The 18889-nt window shown below is 66.3% G+C and carries 14 protein-coding genes; 11 read left to right on the forward strand and 3 right to left on the reverse strand.

From position 1 onward, the window contains the following. Nucleotides 1-27 precede the first annotated feature (27 nt). From KF715_12945 to KF715_12990, 10 genes are all read left to right on the forward strand, one after another. Nucleotides 28-2136 (forward strand): hypothetical protein, encoded by a 2109-nt coding sequence (locus tag KF715_12945; protein MBX3737596.1) that lies wholly within the window; start codon nt 28-30, stop codon nt 2134-2136. A 23-nt stretch (nt 2137-2159) separates the two neighbouring features. Further along, nucleotides 2160-2432 (forward strand): hypothetical protein, encoded by a 273-nt coding sequence (locus KF715_12950; protein MBX3737597.1) that lies wholly within the window; start codon nt 2160-2162, stop codon nt 2430-2432. Between the two features lie 50 nt (nt 2433-2482). Then, a complete protein-coding gene (locus KF715_12955) occupies nt 2483-2692 on the forward strand; it encodes a hypothetical protein (protein ID MBX3737598.1) in 210 nt (69 codons plus the stop codon). Nucleotides 2693-2756: 64 nt separating this feature from the next. Continuing rightward, nucleotides 2757-4901 carry a peptidase domain-containing ABC transporter gene (locus KF715_12960; GenBank protein MBX3737599.1) on the forward strand — a complete coding sequence of 715 codons (2145 nt, stop codon included), beginning with the start codon at nt 2757-2759 and terminating at the stop codon, nt 4899-4901. 230 nt (nt 4902-5131) lie between these two features. Continuing rightward, nucleotides 5132-6217, forward strand: coding sequence for an ATP-dependent 6-phosphofructokinase (locus KF715_12965; protein MBX3737600.1), 1086 nt, complete (start codon nt 5132-5134; stop codon nt 6215-6217). A gap of 164 nt (nt 6218-6381) precedes the next feature. Continuing rightward, nucleotides 6382-7494, forward strand: coding sequence for a histidine kinase (locus KF715_12970; GenBank protein MBX3737601.1), 1113 nt, complete (start codon nt 6382-6384; stop codon nt 7492-7494). 2 nt (nt 7495-7496) lie between these two features. Next, nucleotides 7497-8294: a response regulator transcription factor gene (locus KF715_12975; GenBank protein MBX3737602.1), complete on the forward strand. Its 798-nt coding sequence runs from the start codon at nt 7497-7499 to the stop codon at nt 8292-8294. A 223-nt stretch (nt 8295-8517) separates the two neighbouring features. Beyond that, a complete protein-coding gene (locus tag KF715_12980; GenBank protein ID MBX3737603.1) occupies nt 8518-11310 on the forward strand; it encodes a TonB-dependent receptor in 2793 nt (930 codons plus the stop codon). Between the two features lie 137 nt (nt 11311-11447). Then, nucleotides 11448-11876, forward strand: coding sequence for a hypothetical protein (locus KF715_12985; GenBank protein MBX3737604.1), 429 nt, complete (start codon nt 11448-11450; stop codon nt 11874-11876). Between the two features lie 76 nt (nt 11877-11952). Beyond that, nucleotides 11953-13266: a hypothetical protein gene (locus KF715_12990; protein MBX3737605.1), complete on the forward strand. Its 1314-nt coding sequence runs from the start codon at nt 11953-11955 to the stop codon at nt 13264-13266. Nucleotides 13267-13415: 149 nt separating this feature from the next. Here KF715_12990 and KF715_12995 read toward each other — a convergent pair whose 3' ends face one another. Continuing rightward, nucleotides 13416-14291 carry an NAD(P)-dependent oxidoreductase gene (locus KF715_12995; GenBank protein ID MBX3737606.1) on the reverse strand — a complete coding sequence of 292 codons (876 nt, stop codon included), beginning with the start codon at nt 14289-14291 and terminating at the stop codon, nt 13416-13418. Between the two features lie 51 nt (nt 14292-14342). Beyond that, nucleotides 14343-14990, reverse strand: a complete 648-nt coding sequence (locus KF715_13000; protein ID MBX3737607.1) for an AhpC/TSA family protein — start codon at nt 14988-14990, stop codon at nt 14343-14345. A 107-nt stretch (nt 14991-15097) separates the two neighbouring features. Between KF715_13000 and KF715_13005 the strand changes: the two genes are divergently transcribed. Further along, nucleotides 15098-16036: an AEC family transporter gene (locus KF715_13005; GenBank protein MBX3737608.1), complete on the forward strand. Its 939-nt coding sequence runs from the start codon at nt 15098-15100 to the stop codon at nt 16034-16036. Between the two features lie 53 nt (nt 16037-16089). Here the strand turns inward: KF715_13005 and KF715_13010 are convergent, their stop codons facing one another. Continuing rightward, a complete protein-coding gene (locus KF715_13010) occupies nt 16090-18708 on the reverse strand; it encodes a LysM peptidoglycan-binding domain-containing protein (protein MBX3737609.1) in 2619 nt (872 codons plus the stop codon). Nucleotides 18709-18889: the final 181 nt, after the last annotated feature.

An 18889-nucleotide genomic window follows, 5' to 3' on the forward strand; every position in this document is an offset into this window, starting at 1 on the left:
CTCCGTGGAGTGCAGCCCGTTCTCATCATGAACAGACTGGCGGCGCGATGCGCTTTCTTATCGGTGGTGGCGACCGGCGCGGCGGCCATGCCGCTCGCTGACGCTCCGGACGGCGCAGACGACGTGGTGAAGTTGGCGCCGTTCGTCGTGCAGGAGAATGCCGATGGATTGAGCTGGCAGTTCGCGTCCGTGAACGGATTCGAGATCCTGACACTTTGCAGCGAGTCGCTTTCGCGGGAGTTTGTGGAGGCGCAGGCGCGCGGAGCCCTGTTTTTGCCCGAGTCGCTGCAAGACGGGGGTAATGAACCGGTGCAAGTGGTCCTATGGGGCGGGAAGCGATCCCCGCTTAAACCAACAAGAAAACGCTCCTATCTTGAGAGCGGCTACGACTTCGGTTTCAAGTCCGACGGCTGGTTCATTCCCAACGTGATCGCACGAAGCGATGGCAGCGCAGTGTATCTTTCCGCGAATCTCTCCGCGGTCGATTCCTATGAACATGCGGCGATTCATTACGCTCGCTCGCTGCTGGAGCGAAACAGGCCCGTGACCCCGCTATGGCTGAAAGAAGGGTTGGTGGGAACGTGGGGGCTGTTCCCAGGCGACCTTGGGATTCAATCCGTCCATCAGAGGGATGCCACGGGCTTCGTTGGAAAATCGGTCGATCTCATCCGTCTACCTTGCCTTCCATGGCCGGCCGACTTTTCGCCTGAAGATCTGATACCTTGGAACCGATTCTTCACGGATTGGCAGAAAAACGCGTCGATGGTTTCGCGCGATTCGCGTTATTGCGCGCAAGCGGGCCTGCTCTTGCGCTGGGCGTTGTTCGGTTCGCGGACAACGCCGGATTTCACGCGTAGATTTTGGATGTTTGTTGCGCACGCGCGCAGCCAGCCGACGACAGGGATGTCCTTCCAAGCTGTGTTCGGCATCGACGATGCTCAAGCTGAAGCCGAGCTGGTCGAATTCGCACGGCGCGCGCGCGCAGAGTCTCCTTACGTGGCGGTTCCGCACCTCAGCGACGCGCTGCCGGCGTTTGCCCACCTGTCATTTCGGTCGGCAACCGAGGGCGAGATTGCGCGGTTGAAGGGGAATTTCGAGCGCATGGAAATGCTCCGGCTGCGCTCTGCGTTGCCGCAAGTGGCCTCAACATATGAGGCCGCCGCTCGCCGCACTGTTGCCCGGGGATTAAGGAAAGCCGCTGACGATCCCAAGGTGCACGAACTGGCTGGCTTGCTCGAATACGAGACGGGGCACCCGGATGCCGCGCGTCCGCACCTCGACTACGCCTTTGCGCACCATGCCGCCGGCACGCCCGCATTACTAGCGCTGGCGCGCCTACGATTGGCGGACATGCGCATCGGTCTGCCGGCTGATGGAAAATTGTCGGTCGAAGCGCTGGATCGCGTGCTCACCCCGCTTTTCGCCGCGCGAGCGCGCAAACCGCCCGTGTTGGAGATCTATCAAATGATCGCCGAAGTGTGGGCGCAGAGTGCCGTGGCACCGACGAAGCGCCATCTCGCCGTGCTGTTTGAAGGCGCGCAGTTCTTTCGCGACGAGCCCGACTACATCGTAGCAGCCATCGAGTTGCACCGCCGCCATGGCTACACTGCCGAAGCCGATGCGTTACTCACACTCGGCGAAACTTGGGCGCGTGACGACGCAGCGCGCGCCCGCTATGCGGCGTTGCGAACGATTGGTCCGGCGAAAATTGGCAAGTGCAGCGACAAGGGAGTCGCGACCGCAGGGTGGAGCTCCGAATTTCAGACGGCGCTCTTCGGACGATGGAGTCCCTTCGGTTCGACGACGAATGGACGCAACCGGGACGGTTATTGGGCCTTCGCCGAGGTGGCGCTACACGATGGCGCGACGGAGGCGGTCTTCCGCGAGTGCTACGGCATGAATTGGGCGCAGGCCTGCGCCGAGATGCGCGCCTACCTGAAACCGAAAAACGTCGGCGTATTGGAGCTGCGGATGCCGCACGTGATGGCCGACGTGCCCGAGGCGGAGCGGATGGAGTTTCGCGATGCGACTCTCGAAGAAGCGCGCCGCGTTCTCGGCGATTTCAACTGGCTGCGAGTCGAGCAGGCCGAGGGCGGCGAGATGAAAGAAAATACTGCGCGCAACCCTGTCGATTAAACCAATTTCACGGCAATCCCGCCGTGGATAAAACAAAACAAATGAAAAACGAAATTGTTGAACTCACGGAATCGGAACTTGCATCAGTCCAAGGTGGTGCATCCCAAGCTAGCTTCTGGGGCGCAGTTGCAGGTGCTGTAACAATCGGGGTGCTGGGTGCCGCAGCGGCTGTCGCTCTTCCACTGCTTGGGGCGGGAGTGATTGCAACGGCTGCAATCGGAACGGCGATTGCCATTGACGGTGCCATGGCTGCCTATGCTACCGAAACGGTCCTGAACGCCAACGGCGTCAACTGACCGTAGTCTTCACTTGCCGACGAAGTATGCCCTTCGTCGGCAACTCGATCATGAAACTGTCTGACCTTAATCACTGGAGAATGATGGCTGGAAATCTCGCAATCGCTGTCATCAGCGTGCTTCTCCGCGACATTCTTGCGAAATTTGGGATTCTAACCGGATGGAGCGATTTTGCTGCCTGTTACTGGCTCACGACTGGTATTTGTGCGGTTTTCTATTGGATCGTGCTGGCGAAAAACATACGGTGGTTTCGCAAATAATTACGCTTTTGTTTGGAAGGAACGATGCGCCGAGCCCGAGTCCGACATCTGATCGGAAAGTGCTATGAGCAGAATTTTCCGCCAACGTGATATCACCGACTGCGGCGCGGCGTGCCTGCGCTTCATCGGGGCGCATTACCGGCGAGACGTGCCGGTGGCGCGGTTGCGGCAGCTCGCGGGCACCAACCAGCGCGGGTCCACGGCCTTAGGGCTCGTCGAGGCGGCGAAGCAGCTCGGCTTTACGGCCAAGGGCGTGAAGGGGCCGGCGGAGGCGTTGCCGACGGTGCCACTGCCGGCGATCGCGCACTGTTTGATCGATCAGAAACTCCTTCACTACGTCGTGCTCGTGGAGTGGACGCCGAAGCACGCACGCGTGATGGACCCGGCGATCGGCCGCGTCGAGAAATGGTCGCACGAGAAGTTCAGGGCGGTGTGGACCGGCGTGCTGATCCTCGTGGCGCCGGGCGAGGAATTCCGGCCGGGCGACTCGACGGTGTCGCCGTGGCGGCGGCTATGGAGTTTGCTCGCGCCGCATCGCAGCGTGCTCGTGCAGGCCTTAGTCGGCGCGGTCGTGACCACGATCCTTGGGCTCGCGATGTCGGTTTACGTTCAGAAAATCGTCGATCACGTCATCCCGGACGGAAACCGTTCGCTGCTCAATCTGCTCGGCGTCGCGATGCTGGTCATCCTCGCCTTCAAGCTCCTGCTCGGCGTTTTCCAGTCGCTGCTCTCGATGCGCACGGCGCAGCAGATCGATGCGTCGCTCATCCTCGCCTACTACCGGCACCTGATGCGGTTGCCGCAGCCGTTCTTCGACTCGATGCGCGTGGGAGAGATTACCTCGCGCGTGGCGGACGCGGTGAAGGTCCGCAATTTCCTCAACGGCGCGCTGCTCAACCTCGTTCTCAATCCGCTGATCCTGGTCTTCTCGCTCGGCGCGATGTTCCTGTGGTCGTGGAAACTGGCGCTGCTCTCGCTCGCGCTGCTGCCGCTGAACGGCGCACTCTACTGGTTCATCAACCTCCGCAACCGCACCTACCAGCGCCAGATCATGGAGCGCGCGGCGGATTTCGACGCCCAACTCGTCGAGTCGCTCCAAGCCCAGCCGGCGCTCCGCCGCTTCCGGCTCGAGGACTACGCGGAGTTGCGCACGGAGGTGCGACTCGTGCGGCTGCTCAAGACCGGCTGGCACGCCGGCCTCGCCGCGCTCGGCACCGGGACTGCTGGCTCGCTCATCACGCAGGGCTACCTCATCGGTTTGCTCTGGCTCGGCGCGACACTCGTGCTCGATGCCAGCCTGACGCCGGGGCAACTCATGTCGTGCTACACGCTGGCCGGCTATCTCACCGGCCCCATCACGGCATTGCTCGGCCTCAACACGCAGATCCAGGAAACGCTCATCGCGACCGACCGCCTCTTCGAGATCATGGACCTCGAACTCGAAAAGGACCATGGCACCATCGAGCTTACGTCCGAGCGCGTTGGTGACATCCGGTTCGAGCAGGTGTCGTTCAAGCACGCCGGCCGCATGGCGACGCTGCAGGACATCACGCTGACGATTCCCGCCGGAAAACTCACCGTGTTCGTCGGCGAGAGCGGCTGCGGCAAGAGCACGCTGTTCGCGCTTATTCAGCGCCTTTATCAACCTAGCGCCGGCCGCGTCTCCATCGGCGAACACGACGTGCAGTATTACCGCCTCGAAAGTCTTCGCCGTAATCTTGCCGTCGTCCCGCAGCAGACGCACCTGCTCGCCGGCACCATCGTGGAGAATCTCGCGCCCGGCGACGCTGCGCCCGACATGGAGAAAATCCTCCGCCTCTGCCGCGAGGTCGGCGTGTTGGAATTCGTCGAGCAACTGCCGCAAGGCTTCCTCACGCACCTCAGCGAGAACGGTGGCAATCTTTCCGGCGGCCAGCGCCAGCGGCTCGCGCTCGTGCGCGCGCTCTATCTCGATGCACCGATCCTCCTGCTCGACGAGCCCAGCTCCGCTCTCGACGCGAAAGCCGAGCAAACACTTGTCGCCCTCTGCGAACGCCAGCGTGCGATGGGCCGCACGGTGATCGTCGCGGCGCACACGCCTGCCTTCCTCGCGGTCGCTGATCTGGTGGTCACCGTCGCGGCGGGTCGCGTGCAGGCGCTCGAGCCTCGTTTCCAGGCTACGTTGGCGAACCCGGCGGTCGACATTGGGACGTTGGAAGCCGTTGCTTAGACGGCACTCGGACTCGGAGCGCCGCCCTGTCACCGCAAATTGACACACACGGCGCGTGCGGCGGCGGGATGGGGCTTTTCGTTTTGCCCTAACGCCTTGCACGCAACGGATGCGCAGACTTCGCCCATAAGCGCGCAAGTTTGAACACAGTTGGGGGTTGAGCGGCCCGATACGTTGCGGTGAACTGTCAGCTCCACTCTTCCCTCATTTTCGTCTAACCACATCCACGCATGAAAGAACGCATTGGTATCGTCACTGGCGGCGGCGACTGCCCGGGATTGAACGCAGTCATCTACGCGGTCGTTAAAGCCGCGGATCGTCGCGGTTGGGAAACTCTCGGTATTTATGGCGGTTTCGACGGCCTCCTTTCGCCCGTCCAAGCCCGTCCGATGAACTATCAGGAGATGGACGGCCTGCTCTATCTCGGCGGCACCGTGCTCGGCACGTCCAACAAGGGCCGCTTCGTCGCCAAGGCCGGTCACGGCGAAAAGCGCGAGATCGATCCCGCCGTCCTCGCCGAGGCGAAACGCAATTTCGACGCGCTCGGTCTGCGCGCGCTCGTGGTCGTCGGCGGCGACGGCTCGCTCTCCATCGGCCTGCAATGCATGGGCGCCGGCATCCCGATCGTCGGCGTGCCGAAGACCATCGACAATGACATCGACGGCACGTCGGTGACGTTCGGCTTCGACACCGCGGTCTCTTTTGCGACCGATGCGATCGATCGCCTCCGCACGCATGCCGAGAGCCACAAGCGCGTGATCGTCGTCGAAATGATGGGGCGCTACGCCGGCTGGATCGCGGCGCATGCCGGCATCGCCGGCGGCGCGAGCGTCGTGCTCATCCCCGAGATCGAATTCACCTACGAGAGCATCGTGCGCAAGATCGTGGAGCGCGAGGCCGAGGGCCGGCACTTCACCATGGTCGTCGTGGCCGAGGGCGCGCGCCAGAAGGGCGGCGACTTCACCACCCACGGCGGTCCCGAGGAAAAGAACCGCGAGGCGCGGCTCGGCGGCATCAGCGCCGTCGTGGCGGAGGAGATCGGCCGCCGCACCGGCAAGGAAGTGCGCAACTGCGTGCTCGGCCACCTGCAGCGCGGCGGCGTGCCGACGACGTTCGACCGTCTCCTCTGCACGCGCTTCGGCGCCAACGCCGTGCGCCTCATCGACGAGGGCTGCTACGGCCACATGGTCGCCTCGCGCCCGCCGGACATCGTGCCGATCCCGATCGCCGACGCTGTGGGCAAGCTGAAGACGGTGCCGACGGACGGGGATTTGATTCGCACCGGCCGGGCCCTCGGCATCTGTTGGGGCGACTGAGGCCGCGTGCGGCTGACGTCGGACCCCGGATTTCGACGAACACGGAAAATTCCACGACCAACACGGGTGCTGCGGCGTCCACCCCCGTTGCCCTTGCGGCTGGGTTGAGCACGGCTGCGCGCCCGGAGCTTGCGTCGCGCGGTCCGGGCCGGTTTACGACCGCGATGCTCGAGCCCCGGCGGCATAACTGGCTTTTCATCTTCGGCGTTTGGACCGCGGTGGGAGTGCTGTTGTCGCTGCAGACCTACATCAGTCTGTCGCAGATGCCGGACTCGCCCCGTGCGCATGTGGTGCTCTGGGTCGCGCAGATGTATCGCGCCTGGTTGTGGGCGCTGTTGACGCCGGCGTTGTTTCTATTGCGCCGCGAGCTGTTGCAGCGGCATCCGAACCACGTCGTGCGCTTCGGGCTGCACATGCTCACGGCGCTCACGCTGCTCGCGTGGTGCAATGTCGTCCGGCTGTGGGCGCTGAACATCACCTTCGGTTGGTGGCGGCTGGACGACTACGGCATCGACGCGATCTGGAACATGCTCAGCGCGCGGTCGTTCATCGATTTCTACATCTACTGGATCGTCGTCACGGCGGACTACATCCGCTTCCTCGTGAATCACAAGGTCCAGACCGACCTGCGCGAGGAGCAGCTCCAGACGCAGCTCGTGCAGGCGGAGCTCGCGGCGCTCAAGCAGCAGGTGCAGCCGCACTTTCTGTTCAATTCCCTCAACGCCATCTCGTCGCTCATGCGCGAAGGCGAGCGCGACAAGGCCGTCGAGGCGATCTCGCTGCTCTCGCAACTCCTCCGCCAGCTCATGGCCAACGGCGGCAAGCAGGAGATCGAGCTGTGGCGCGAGCTCGACTACGCGCAATGCTACCTCTCCGTCGAGCGCGTGCGCTTCGAGGAGAAACTCGTCACCAGTTTCGAGGCCGACGAAGAGTGCCTCAACGCCCTCGTGCCCACGCTCATCCTCCAGCCGCTGGTCGAAAACGCCGTGAAGCACGGCATCGCGCAGCGCCGCCACCCCGGCCGCGTGCGCGTGAGCGCGCAACGCCTCGACGCCGGCCGGATGCGCCTCGAGGTGTTCAACGACCCGGCGGAAGGCGGCCGCAAGGTCGACGCACGCGACAGCCACGGCATCGGACTGCAGGCGACGCGCGCCCGACTCGAGCGCGCCTTCGGCCCCACGCACAAGCTCACCTACGACCTCAGCAACCCCGCCGGTTGCGTGGTGACGATCGAACTGCCGTTCCGCACCGCCAGCGCCGCCAGCCAACTCAACTGACCATGGAAAAGATCCGCGTCCTCATCGTCGACGACGAGCGTCCCGCCCGGCGCGCCTTGCGCACCTTGCTCGAAAACGAAACCGACATCGACGTCGTCGGCGAAGCGACGGACGGCGAGGGCGGCCTCGAGATGATCCGCAAGCTGCGTCCGCAGCTCGTGTTCCTCGACATCCAGATGCCGCTCCTCACCGGCCTCGAGTTGCTGCAAAAACTGCCCGCCGGCGAGCGCCCCGAGATCGTCTTCGTGACGGCCTTCGACGAGTTCGCCCTCCGCGCCTTCGATTTGCAGGCCACGGATTACCTCGTGAAACCCTACAGCGACGAGCGATTCCACGCCGCGCTCGACCGCGCCAAGCGCCGCATCCGCGCCGGCTCGTTCGGCGCCACCGAGCAGGCGTTGCGCGCACTGCTGGAAAAGCTCCAGCCCGCCCTCGCCGCGAGCGGCGCGGCCCCGACGCCCGCTCCGAATGCGACCGACTTTTCACGCCTCGTGGTGAAGGCCGATGGCCAGCTGCACTTCCTCAATCAGCCCGACATCCGCTGGGTCGAAGGGCAGGGCGACTTCGTGAAGCTCCACCTCAAGGAGCGCGGTCTGATGGTGCGCATGACCCTCACCAAGATCGAGGAGATGCTCGACCCCGAGATTTTCGTCCGCATCCACAAGAGCACGATCGTGAACCTGAACTACGTGCGCCGCGTCATGCCGATGCTTGCCCGCAGCCACGGCATGGAGCTCGACGACGGCACGGCGCTGCCGATCGGACCGAGCTATCGTGGCGTGCTCGATAGACTGAAGTGACTTTCGGCGGCGCTTGGTGCGTGTCTGCCGGTGCGAGCCAGCGCCGCGCGGGAGCGACCGATTTTGACGTTTCGCCGCAGACCTGTCGCGGTTGGCTCGTTTTCCTCCGCGTTCGTCGTATGGCCGGCAAGTTGAGTCGACGGCGCGTTGTCCGCCGAAGGGAGCCCCGCTGAGGTATGCGTTGCCCTCGTGCGTTCCCACGCAGAGGTCCACCAACCAAACCATGAACAAGAACACCTCGCATCCCTCGCGGATGGCGAGCGCCTCGGTTTTGAGCGCGCTCCTGTCCATCCTCTCCGCGACGCCTGGATTTGCCCAGACGAGCGACGCCAAGCCGGAAGAAACCGTCAAGCTGCAGCAGTTCGAAGTCACCGGCTCGCGCATCCGCCGCGTCGACGCCGAGACGCCCAGCCCCGTCGTCCGTATCACCCAGGAAAGCCTGCAAGCGACCGGCTTCTCGACGGTGGATGACGCGCTGCGCGCCATGCCGTTCAACACCGGCAGCTCGATCACCCCGATCAGCTCCAGCACGGGCTTCGCCTCCGGCACGTCCACGGTCAACCTCCGTGGCCTCGGCAACAACAACACCCTCGTCCTCATCAACGGCCGCCGCGCGGCTCCGTCGGGCGCGGGCACGTTCAACGGCTTCCAGACCGTCGTCGACCTCCGCCAGATCCCGGCCGCTGCGGTCGAGAGCATCGAAATCGTCAAGGACGGCGCCTCCGCCATCTACGGTTCCGACGCGGTCGCCGGCGTGCTCAACATCAAGCTGAAGCAGGACTACACCGGCGTCGGCATGGACTTGTCGATCGGCAACACCTTCGGCAACGACTCCCTCGAGACCTCCGCCTTCATCATTGCCGGCGCGCGCACGGGCAAGACCAGCCTCACCGCGATGGCCGACATCTATAAGCGCAATGCGATCGCCGACCGCGACTACTCGTGGTCCCGCACCGCCGATCTCCGCGACGACAAGAGCGGCGCTGGCCAGGTTGAAGTCAGCGATGCGGGCGCCGGCGGCACCATCCTCGGCACCGTCACCGGCGTCGATTGGCGCTCGTCCAGCACGTTCCCGGCCCGCTTCTTCATTCCCGGCACGAACACCATCCGCTCGTTCCTCAATCCGACGACCGATCCGCGCGTCGCCGACGCCGTCGCGACCAGCCGCGTCACCGGCGCCGGTCTCTACGATTTCCAACAGGACACGCTCCTCTCGCCCGAAGAGAACCGCTTCGGCTTCCAGCTCTATGTGAACCACGAGTTCACGGACACGATCCGCGGCTTCGCCGACCTGTTCTACCGCCGCATCACCGGCATCAACAACGCCGCCCCGTCGCCGTTCACCACGACCGACAAGGGCGCCGGCACCAACGGCCGCCTCCGCGTCTCCGCCGACAATCCCTACAACCCGTATGGCAACCGCTACTTCCCGGGCGCCGGCCAGGCCATCGAGCTCAGCACCTACCGCCTCGTGAACGCCGGCCCGCGCGTCAGCGACACCACGTCGGATTACCCGCGCATGCTCGTCGGCCTCAAGGGTGACCTTCCGAACGACTGGGCCTGGCAGACCTCCGCCATGTATGCCCAAGGCAGCTTCTACAATTCCTCGCCCGGCACCGCGTTCGACAGCCGCGTCCAGGAAGCCCTCAACGGCGTCGTCATCAACGGCGCGTTGCTGTATGCCAACCCGTTCGGTCCCGAAGATTCGCGCATCACGGACTACTACTCCGGCTCGAATCCGACCAAGACCACCTTCACGAGCAACATCTATGAACTGAGCGCCAACGGCTTCCTCTTCGACCTGCCCGCGGGCAAGGTCGGCGTCGCCGCCGGCACCGAGTTCCGCAAGGAAAGCATCACCGACACCCGCACCCTCGAGAACGAAAGCGGCAACGTCGTCGGCGGCTCCGAAGGCTTCGGCTACACCGGCAAGCGCAACGTCACCTCGGCCTATGCCGAGTTGAGCGTGCCGATCCTCGCTCGCAGCTCCGGCTTCGGCGCCCTCGAGGCCCAGCTCGCCGCCCGCTACGAGGACTACTCCGACTTCGGCACCACCACCAAGCCGAAGATCGCCCTCGCTTACCGCCCGAACAAGTGGCTCCTCCTCCGCGGTTCCTACTCGGAATCCTTCCGCGCGCCCGACCTGCAGTATCTCTACAGCGCCGGCTCCGTGAGCTTCACCTCCGGTGCCGTGTTCGATCCGCGCCGTCCGGACCAGCCCTCCGCCCAGATCAAGACGCTCGGCAAGGGCAATCCGGGCCTCCAGCCCGAGGAGACGAACACCTACTCGATCTCCACCGTGATCGAAGTCCCGGTCGGCCCCCTCAAGGGCCTCGTTATGGAAGCCGGCTACTTCAAGTTCGACCAACGGAGCCTGATCACCCGCGACAGCGCCCAGTTCACGCTGACCAACGAGCTCACGCTCCCCGCCGGCCGCGTCGTCCGCAAGCCGCTCACGCCCGCCGAAGCCGCCCTCGGCTACACCGTCGGCATCATCGACTACGTGAGCACCGACTGGTATAACTCCAGCAAGCAGGTCTACGAAGGCTACGACTTCGAGATCGGCTACCAGTGGAAGACCGCGCGTTGGGGTAACTTCCGCGCCCGCGCCGCCGCGACCTACATCGCCAACTTCGAGCGCGAGAACATCAACTCGCTCGGCGCTTCCAGCGTCACCGACCTCGATGGCACAGACGGTTCCGCCCTCTGGCGCGGCAACGTCACCCTCGCCTGGAACAAGGGCGACTGGTCCTCCTCCGTGTTCGTCAACTACCTCGGCGAGATGCCCACGAGCACGATCGTGACCAACTACCTCTCGCCGAAGCAGGACGCCCAGATCCTCGTCAACCCGCAGGTCAGCTATGCCGGCCTCTGGAAAACGCGCATCACCGTCGGCGTCCGCAACGTGTTCGATTCCGAGCCGCCGCGTTACCTGCCCGCCAGCCAGGGCTACAACGCCGGCATCGCGATCATCGATCCGCGCTTCTGGTATGTTCGCATCTCCCGCGAATTCTGATCATCGCTTTAGTTGTTAGTGTGTGTGTGTCTAAATCGAGCCGGGCCTCACCGCCCGGCTCTTTTTTTGTCCGGAATGGCCGCGGCCGAAACACGACTCGACTCCGCTGCCCCGCGGCCAATGCTGCCGCCTTTCCCATGAAAGACGTTCTCCGCAACACGCTCGCTGCACTGGCCGGCGCTCTCGTTGGCATGCTGCTGATTGGCATTTCTGGCTTCGTCGGCGGTCGCTTGGCGCCGCCCGCGGCCGGCATCGATTGGCAAAATCAGGCCGCCGTCGCCGCCTACGTGTCTTCGCTGCCATGGCATGTCTTCATCGTGGTGCTCGTCGGCTACTTCATTGCCGTGGTGACCGGAGCGTTTCTCGCGGGCCGGTTTTCCACCGAGGGCGGCCCCCGGCAGGCGGTGATGGTGACGCTGCTCTTCCTCGTTGCTTCGGCCCTGCGCGCTCGCGGCAGCCCGTATCCGACTTGGTTCATCGCCGCCAATTTCGCCCTCGTGGCGCTGGGCGGCTGGCTGGCCGTCGTCCTGTTGGCGCGTCGCCGCGCGACCGCCTCGCACTCCTGATCGATTTACTCCGGGCAACAATGCGCCCCAGCGCAGCGTTGCCCGCCTGCGCTCCGGCGTCGTAGCGTCCGCGGCCATGGCGACGATCCTCGGCATCGATGTCGGTTCCTCCTCGGTCATCGCGGGCATCCTCCGCGGCAAGACCACCCTCGCGGAATCCCCCCGCGCCTTCTTCAAATCCCGTTGCGACGGCCCGAAGGTCGAAGTCGAGCCCGACGAACTCCTCCGCGCCGTCCGCACCGCCATCGCCGGCCTGAACGGCCTCGCGCAAAACGTCGACACCATCCACCTCGCCGTGATGTGCCCGGCGTGGGTCGCGCTCGACGCCAAAGGCAACGCCCTCACGCCGATCGTCACGCACCAGGACCGCCGCAGCGTCGCCCAAGCCGAGGCGCTCGAGGCACGCATGGGCAAGGCGGCGCACCTCAACACCTGCGGCTGCCGGCCGTTCCCCGGCGGCATCAGCTCCACGACCTGGGCCTGGTTCAAGCAACACGAGCCGCAACGCCTGCGCCGCGCCGACCTCGTCGGCCACCTCAACACTTTCCTCCATCGCCGCCTGACTGGCGCGCGCGTCATCGATCCGTCGAACGCCTCCTTCACCGGCCTCTACCGCACGCTCAAACTCGACGGCTGGAGCGACGAGCTCTGCGCCAACCTCGGCATCGACCAAAGTCTGCTGCCCGAAGTCCACGACGCCGACCGCATCGGCGGCCGCATCACGCCCGAGGCGGCGCGCGCCTTCGGCTTGCGCGCCGGCACGCCGATGATCGTCGGCCTCATGGACGGCAGCGCCGGCATGATCCTCGCCGGCGCGAAGGTCGGCCAGCTCTTCAACGTCACCGGCTCCACCGACGTCCTCGCTCTCTGCACCGACAAGCCGAAGCCGCACGAGCGACTGCTTACCCGCGCGCTCGGGCTCGACGGAAAATTTCTCCAGGTCAGCACGCTCGCCGCGGTGGCGTCCGCGATCTACTGGGTGCGCGACCAGATGTGCCCGACGCTGCCGATCGCGGAATTCCAGGCGGAGTTCCGCCGCCTCGCGAAGCTCGGCCCGAAAGCGTCCGGCTCCGTGCGCTTCGAACCCTACATGGCCGGCGAACGCACGAGCATCGTGCAACGCCAGGGCGCGTTCACTGGGCTCACGCTCGCCACCACGCGCGAGCAGATGCTCTCCGCGGTCGTTGAAAGTCTCATCCGCGCCAGCGCCGAGCGCCTGCCGCTGCTCGCCGAATCCGGCACGCCGCTCCTGCGCAACGTCGCCGTCTCCGGCGGCTCCGACCGTCTCGACGTCATCCTGCGCCGCGACTGGCCCGGCCAGTGGACCTACCGCGCCGTCACCGACGCCACGATGCGCGGCCTCGCGATGCTCGAACCGAAGGAATTGTGAGTGCCGCGTCCCCCGACTTTGTCACCTGATAGGTGACAACGGGAGCTTGTCGGGCTCGCCCTCGCGTCGAGCCTCGCCGTCGAACGCGACGTGATCCGCGCTCGGTTGTGAACGCTCCCTCAACAGAGAGCCCGTCGTGGCTCAGACCCTCACGCCCGCTCGGCGTAGAGTCGGAAAAGGACCTGTGTGCCGCAGTCGTCGTAGCCTTTCGCGCTGGCGAGATCGTAGAGTTTCTTCGCTGCGGCGAGACCCGGCAGATCGAGCTTCAACTCGGCGGCGGCCTCGAGGGCGAGGTTCATGTCCTTGATGAAGTGCTTCACGTAGAAGCCCGGCGCGAAATCGCCGCGCAGTGCGCGGGGCGCCAGCACCGTCATGCCAACGCTGCCGGCCGCGCCGCCACCGATGTTTTCGAGCACGCGCTGCGGGTCCAAGCCGGCGGACTTCGCGAAGGCCAGCGCCTCGCTCCACGACATCATCACGGAGGCGATGCCGATCTGGTTGGCGAGCTTGCAGAGCTGGCCGTTGCCGGGCGCGCCGTGAAAGACGACGATCTTGCCCATCGCGTCGAACAGCGGTTTCGCCCGCTCGAACGCCGCCGCGTCGCCGCCGACCATGATCGAGAGCCGCGCCTCGCGGGCGCCGACATCGCCGCCGGTCACGGGTGCATCGAGCGCCGTGAGGCCCTTCGCCGTTGCGGCCGCGGCGATGCGGCGCGCGAGCGCGGGGCTGGAAGTCGTCATGTCGATCAGCACGGCGCCGGGTCGCGCCTGCGCGAGCACGCCGGTCGGCGCGAAGTAGGTCTCCTCCACATCGCGCGGATAGCCGACGATGGTGATGACGAAGTCCGCCTGCGCCGCCGCGCTGCCCGGCGTGTCGTGCCACACGGCGCCGGCGTCGAGGAGGTCCTGCGCCTTGGCCTTCGTGCGGTTGTGCACGTGCAGCCGATGTCCGGCCTTCTGCAGGTGGCCGGCCATGCTGCGGCCCATCACGCCCGTGCCGATGAATGCGATCGAGTGAGTCGACATGCCGGCGAGCCGAACAAGTTTGGCTCGCCGACGCGAAGCAAAATCCCCGACTCAGCGGATCGCGTCGCGCGCGGCGGCGAGGAGTTTTTCGCCGCTGATGCGGATCTTGTAGTCCGGATCGGCGTGCGCGAAACGCACGGTGCCGTCGCGCGCGATCACGAACGCCGCGGGCACGGGCAGCCAGCGCGCCTCGGCGTCGCCGGGGACGGCGGGGAGGTCGATGTTCCACCGGGCGTATTTTTTCTGCGTCTCGGCGTCGATGCGGTAAGCCAAGCCGAGCGCGCTCGAGGCGTGCATGTCGCGGTCGGAGAGCAGGCGATAGGTCAGGTGCTTTTCCTGCGTGAGGAAACGGATGTTCTTCGGCTGGTCGGTGCTGATGGCGACGATCTGGAAACCGAGCTCCATGAGTTTCGGTTCGGCTTCGGCCAGTTCCGCCATGTGCTGCGTGCAATACGGGCACCAGCCGCCGCGGAAGACGATCAGCACCGTTGGCTTGCCGTCGAGCAGGGTGGCGAGCGAGGTGTCGGAGCCGTCCATCGTTTTCACTGCGGCGTCGGGTATGCGGGCACCGACGGTCAGCGGATGTGCGGTGGTGGGGGAGGAGGCGAGATCGGCGGCGCGAGCCGGCGAGGACAGCAGCGCGGCCAGGGCAAGCGCGGAGAGAAAGAGCGGGCGACGGAGAGCGGTGAGGGAGTGCATGGGAGAATTTAGGAGCGTCGCCGCGCCCGGTTTATTCCGGACTGCGCGGCGGGCCGCCGGACTTTCGACGTGGACGCGTCGGGGTGGGCGACGCAAAGTCCCGGGCCATGCTCGTGCTCAACGCGCTCGCTCCGGTGTTCCTGATGATCGCGCTCGGCGCGTGGATGCAGCGCACGGAGTTCGTGTCCGCGAGCTTCCTGCGCGAGGCCAATCGCGTGACCTACTGGCTCGGGTTGCCGGCGCTGTTGTTCAGCCAGCTGGTGAATTCGCTGCATCAGGCGGCGGGGGCCGAGAAATTGCTCGGCGCAATGGGCGTGGTGCTCGCGCTCTCGCTCGTTGCCGGATATGCGCTCGCCGTGCTGTTGCGCGTGCCGGGTGGGGCGATGGGGACGTTCGTGCAGGGGGCGTTTCGCGGGAACCTGGCGTTCGTGGGCCTGCCGATCGTGTTCGCATTGCCGAATGTGCCGGTGCTCGGCGGGATGCCGCTGCACTCCGCGGCCGTGCTGGTGGTGGCACCGACGATGGTGATCTACAATCTCGGCGCGGTCGTCGTGCTCGTGGCGAGTCAGCACGCGTTTGGCTGGGCGTCGGTGCGGCCGGTCGTGAGGCAACTGGCGGTGACGCCGCCGCTGCTGGCGACGCTGGCGGGCATGGGTTTCGCGGCGATGGGCTGGACGCTGCCGCATGCGATCGCGCAGACGCTGGAAGCGCTCGGCGAGATGGCGCTGCCGCTCGGCTTGCTCGGCGTCGGTGGCTCGCTCGTGACGGCGCGGCTCGGCTCCGCGTGGAAAGCGCCGGTGGGCTCGGCGGTGCTGAAGACGTTCGGCGGGCCGTTGCTGGCGTGGGCCGCGGCGCGGATGTTCGGTCTCGGCGCGGTCGAGACGAGCCTGTTGATGATTCTCTCCGCCGCGCCGACCGCGATCGTCTCCTACACCATGGCGGTGGAGCTGAAGGGCGACGAGCAGCTCGCCTCGGCGACGATCGTGGTGAGCGTGGCCACGTCGCTGGCGGCGCTGGCGGCGTGCGTGGCGCTGTTCCCGCAGTAAAAACAAAAAGGCCCGCGCGCGGCGGGCCTTTGGAGTGAGAAGTGCGGGCCGGCTTACGGGATGCGGAGGACCTGTCCGACCTTGAGCTGGCCTTGGGGGCCGATGAGCTCGCGGTTCGCGCCGTAGATTTCCTGCCAGCGGCCGGGATTGCCGTAGTAGCGCTGGCTGATCTTCGAGAGCGAATCGCCCGCCTCGACCGTGTGCGTGCGGACATTCGCGGCGGCGGCGACGGTCGCGGCGCTGCGGGCGGCGGGATTGCCGGCGAGCGCAGCCTTGAGCTGGTAGTTTTCCTGCGCGAGGAGCGCGTTGGTGCCCTGGACTTGCTGGAGCAGGGCGCGCGTTGAGGCGAGTTCGGTGCCGGCTTGGCTGCTGCCGCGCTGGGTGGCGGCGAGGGCGTCGTTCAGGCGCGCGACTTCGGATTGGGCGTTGCGGGCGGATTCCTCGGCGGCGACGAGGCGCGAGGCGAGCGAATCCTTCTCGCTGCTGAGTGCGCCGGTGGATTTCGACATGCTCTCCTGGAGCGCGTCGTAATCTTTCTGGAGCTGCGAGTAGCCGGTGAGCGCGGTGGCCAGTTTATCCTCGGCGGTGGCGAGTTTCTCTTTCAACGCGGCGGGATCTTCGGCGGGCGCCGCCGCCGTCTCGCGCTGGGCGGCGTCGAGTTGGGCGCGCGCGGTGGCGAGGGCGGACTCGAGTTGCGCGACGCGGGCGGAAAGATCGGGATAGGCCGGCGCGCTCGGTTGGGACGCGCGGGCGAGTCGCTGCTCCAACTCGGCGACGCGTTCGCGGAGGTCCGGGTAACTCGGCTTGGCGTCGCGGGCGGTGGCGAGCTGGCGGCGCAGGTCGGCGACGTCGCTGCGGAGATCGGGGTAGTTCGGCGTCGCGGGGCGGGCGGCCATTTGCTGCGTCAGCTCGGCCACGCGTTCGCGCAAATCGGGGTAGGCGGGCGGCGCGTTGCGCAACGCGCCGAGCTGGGCTTCGAGATCGGCGACGCGTTCGCGCAGATCGGGATAGCTCGGTGCGACGGGACGGGCGCTGGTCGCAGCGAGTTGGGCTTCGAGCTCGCTGACGCGGCTGCGGAGATCGGGGTAGGCGGGCGCGGCGCTCTGTGCGGCGGCGAGTCGGCGTTGGAGCTCGGCGACTTGATCGCGCAGGTCGGGATAGCTGGGCGCGGCGTTTTTCGCGGACGCGAGTTGTTCCTCGAGGGTGCGGTTGGCGGCGCCGAGCTTGTCGGCCGCTTCCTGGGCCACGCCGGCTTGCTGGAGGCTGCGGCTGAGTTGGGCGCGAACGGTGGCGAGGTCGTTCTCGAGCGCGGTCCGGGCGTTGGCGAGCTCGGTGGCGCGGGAGTCGAGCGTGTCGGCGCGGCGGTTGGTTTCGACGAGTTGTTTTTCGAGCGTGGCCACGCGTTCGCGGAGATCGGGATAGCTCGGTGCCGCGGGTTGCGTCGCGGCGGAGCTGGCGGCGGCGGCGAGTTGCGTCTCGAGTTGGGCGACGCGCTCGCGGAGATCGGGGTAGGCGGGCGGGGCGTTGCGCAGGGCCGTGACTTGGGCCTGCAGGTCGGCCGCGCGTTCGCGCAAATCGGGATAAGCCGGCGGCGCGTTGCGGAGCGCGGTGACCTGGGCTTCGAGGTCGGCGACGCGCTCGCGCAGGTCGGGGAAGGCGGCGACGGCGGGCTTCTGTTTGAGGGTGTTCACCTCGGCGTTGAGGGCGTCGATCTGTTTGCCGAAATCGATCGCGGCGGTCTGCGCCTGGGTGAGCATGCGCTCGAGGTTCGTGCGGTCCTGCGCGGCTTTGGTGAGCGTGGCGTTCAGCTGCGCATTGGCGGCGCGGGCGGTCTCGATCTCGGCTTGGGCGGCCTGGAGTTCGCGGATTTTTTGCGCGAGCTCGGGCGATTCCTTGGTCGGCGCGGGCGCGGCTTGGAGCGACTTGAGGGCTTCGTCGGCGCGGGCGAGTTCGGTTTTCTGGAGTTCGACTTGGCGGACGAGTTCGCCGATGCGCTGTTCGGAGGTGCGGGCCTGTTCCTGGGCGGCGCGTGCGGTGTCGCGGGAATCGGAAACTTCCTTCTGCATCTGCGCGGCGAGTTTTTGCAGGCGCTCGCGCTCGGCGCGGAGGGTGGCGATGTCGCCGGCGAGCTCGGTGATCTTGGCGGAAAGGGAGTCGCGTTCGCGGCGGAGTTGCTCGACGTCGGCGGCGGATGCGGCGGCGGCTTTCGTTTTCTCGAGCTCGGCTTTCAGCTGGTCGGTTTCCTTCCAGGCGGCGGCGAGTTCGGTGCTGAGTTGTTTTTGGTCGGACTTGGTTTGGGCGAGCTCGGCTTCGAGGTTGGAAGCGGAGGCGGTCGTCGGTGCGGCGGCGGGGGCGGCCTTCGCGCCGCGGCGCTCGGCGAGCCGGGATTTGGCGGCGTCGAGCTCGCTCGCGCTGAGTTGGGCCGTGAGGGTGTCGAGCGCGCGGCCGCGGGCGCCGTTTTCGAGGGCGAGGGAGAGCCAGACGTAGGCTTCGGTGCGATCGACGGGCGTGTCGCGGCCTTCGGCGTAGGCGAGGCCGAGGTTGTATTGCGCGATGGCGTTGCCCTTTTCGGCCTTGGCGCGGAGCGAAGCGAGGTCGCTCTCGGCGGCGGAGAGGCCGGCGGTGAGAGCAACGCTGAGGAGGACGTGGCGAAAGGCGCGAAGGGATTTCATGTCGAAGGCAAGGGCTACTCTTGTCCCTTCGATTGGAATGCGGCAAGCCCCGGGGAGCGCCGGGCGCGCAATATCAGCGGGAATTTACCCCGCGGACGGCCGGACCGGATTGGCGAGGCTCGGCGGGAACGGTGGTGTCGCGGGACGAAAGGGTTGAACGACCTGGCCGAGGTGCCCGGGT

The organism is Candidatus Didemnitutus sp. (assembly GCA_019634575.1).
Lineage (GTDB): Bacteria > Verrucomicrobiota > Verrucomicrobiia > Opitutales > Opitutaceae > Didemnitutus.

Coding starts and splice junctions, on each gene's coding strand:
- KF715_12945 (MBX3737596.1), top strand. CDS start 28: ATGAACAGACTGGCGGCGCGATGCGCTTTCTTATCGGTGGTGGCGACC.
- KF715_12955 (MBX3737598.1), top strand. CDS start 2,483: ATGAAACTGTCTGACCTTAATCACTGGAGAATGATGGCTGGAAATCTC.
- KF715_12960 (MBX3737599.1), top strand. CDS start 2,757: ATGAGCAGAATTTTCCGCCAACGTGATATCACCGACTGCGGCGCGGCG.
- KF715_12965 (MBX3737600.1), top strand. CDS start 5,132: ATGAAAGAACGCATTGGTATCGTCACTGGCGGCGGCGACTGCCCGGGA.
- KF715_12970 (MBX3737601.1), top strand. CDS start 6,382: ATGCTCGAGCCCCGGCGGCATAACTGGCTTTTCATCTTCGGCGTTTGG.
- KF715_12975 (MBX3737602.1), top strand. CDS start 7,497: ATGGAAAAGATCCGCGTCCTCATCGTCGACGACGAGCGTCCCGCCCGG.
- KF715_12980 (MBX3737603.1), top strand. CDS start 8,518: ATGAACAAGAACACCTCGCATCCCTCGCGGATGGCGAGCGCCTCGGTT.
- KF715_12985 (MBX3737604.1), top strand. CDS start 11,448: ATGAAAGACGTTCTCCGCAACACGCTCGCTGCACTGGCCGGCGCTCTC.
- KF715_12990 (MBX3737605.1), top strand. CDS start 11,953: ATGGCGACGATCCTCGGCATCGATGTCGGTTCCTCCTCGGTCATCGCG.
- KF715_12995 (MBX3737606.1), bottom strand. CDS start 14,291: ATGTCGACTCACTCGATCGCATTCATCGGCACGGGCGTGATGGGCCGC.
- KF715_13000 (MBX3737607.1), bottom strand. CDS start 14,990: ATGCACTCCCTCACCGCTCTCCGTCGCCCGCTCTTTCTCTCCGCGCTT.
- KF715_13005 (MBX3737608.1), top strand. CDS start 15,098: ATGCTCGTGCTCAACGCGCTCGCTCCGGTGTTCCTGATGATCGCGCTC.
- KF715_13010 (MBX3737609.1), bottom strand. CDS start 18,708: ATGAAATCCCTTCGCGCCTTTCGCCACGTCCTCCTCAGCGTTGCTCTC.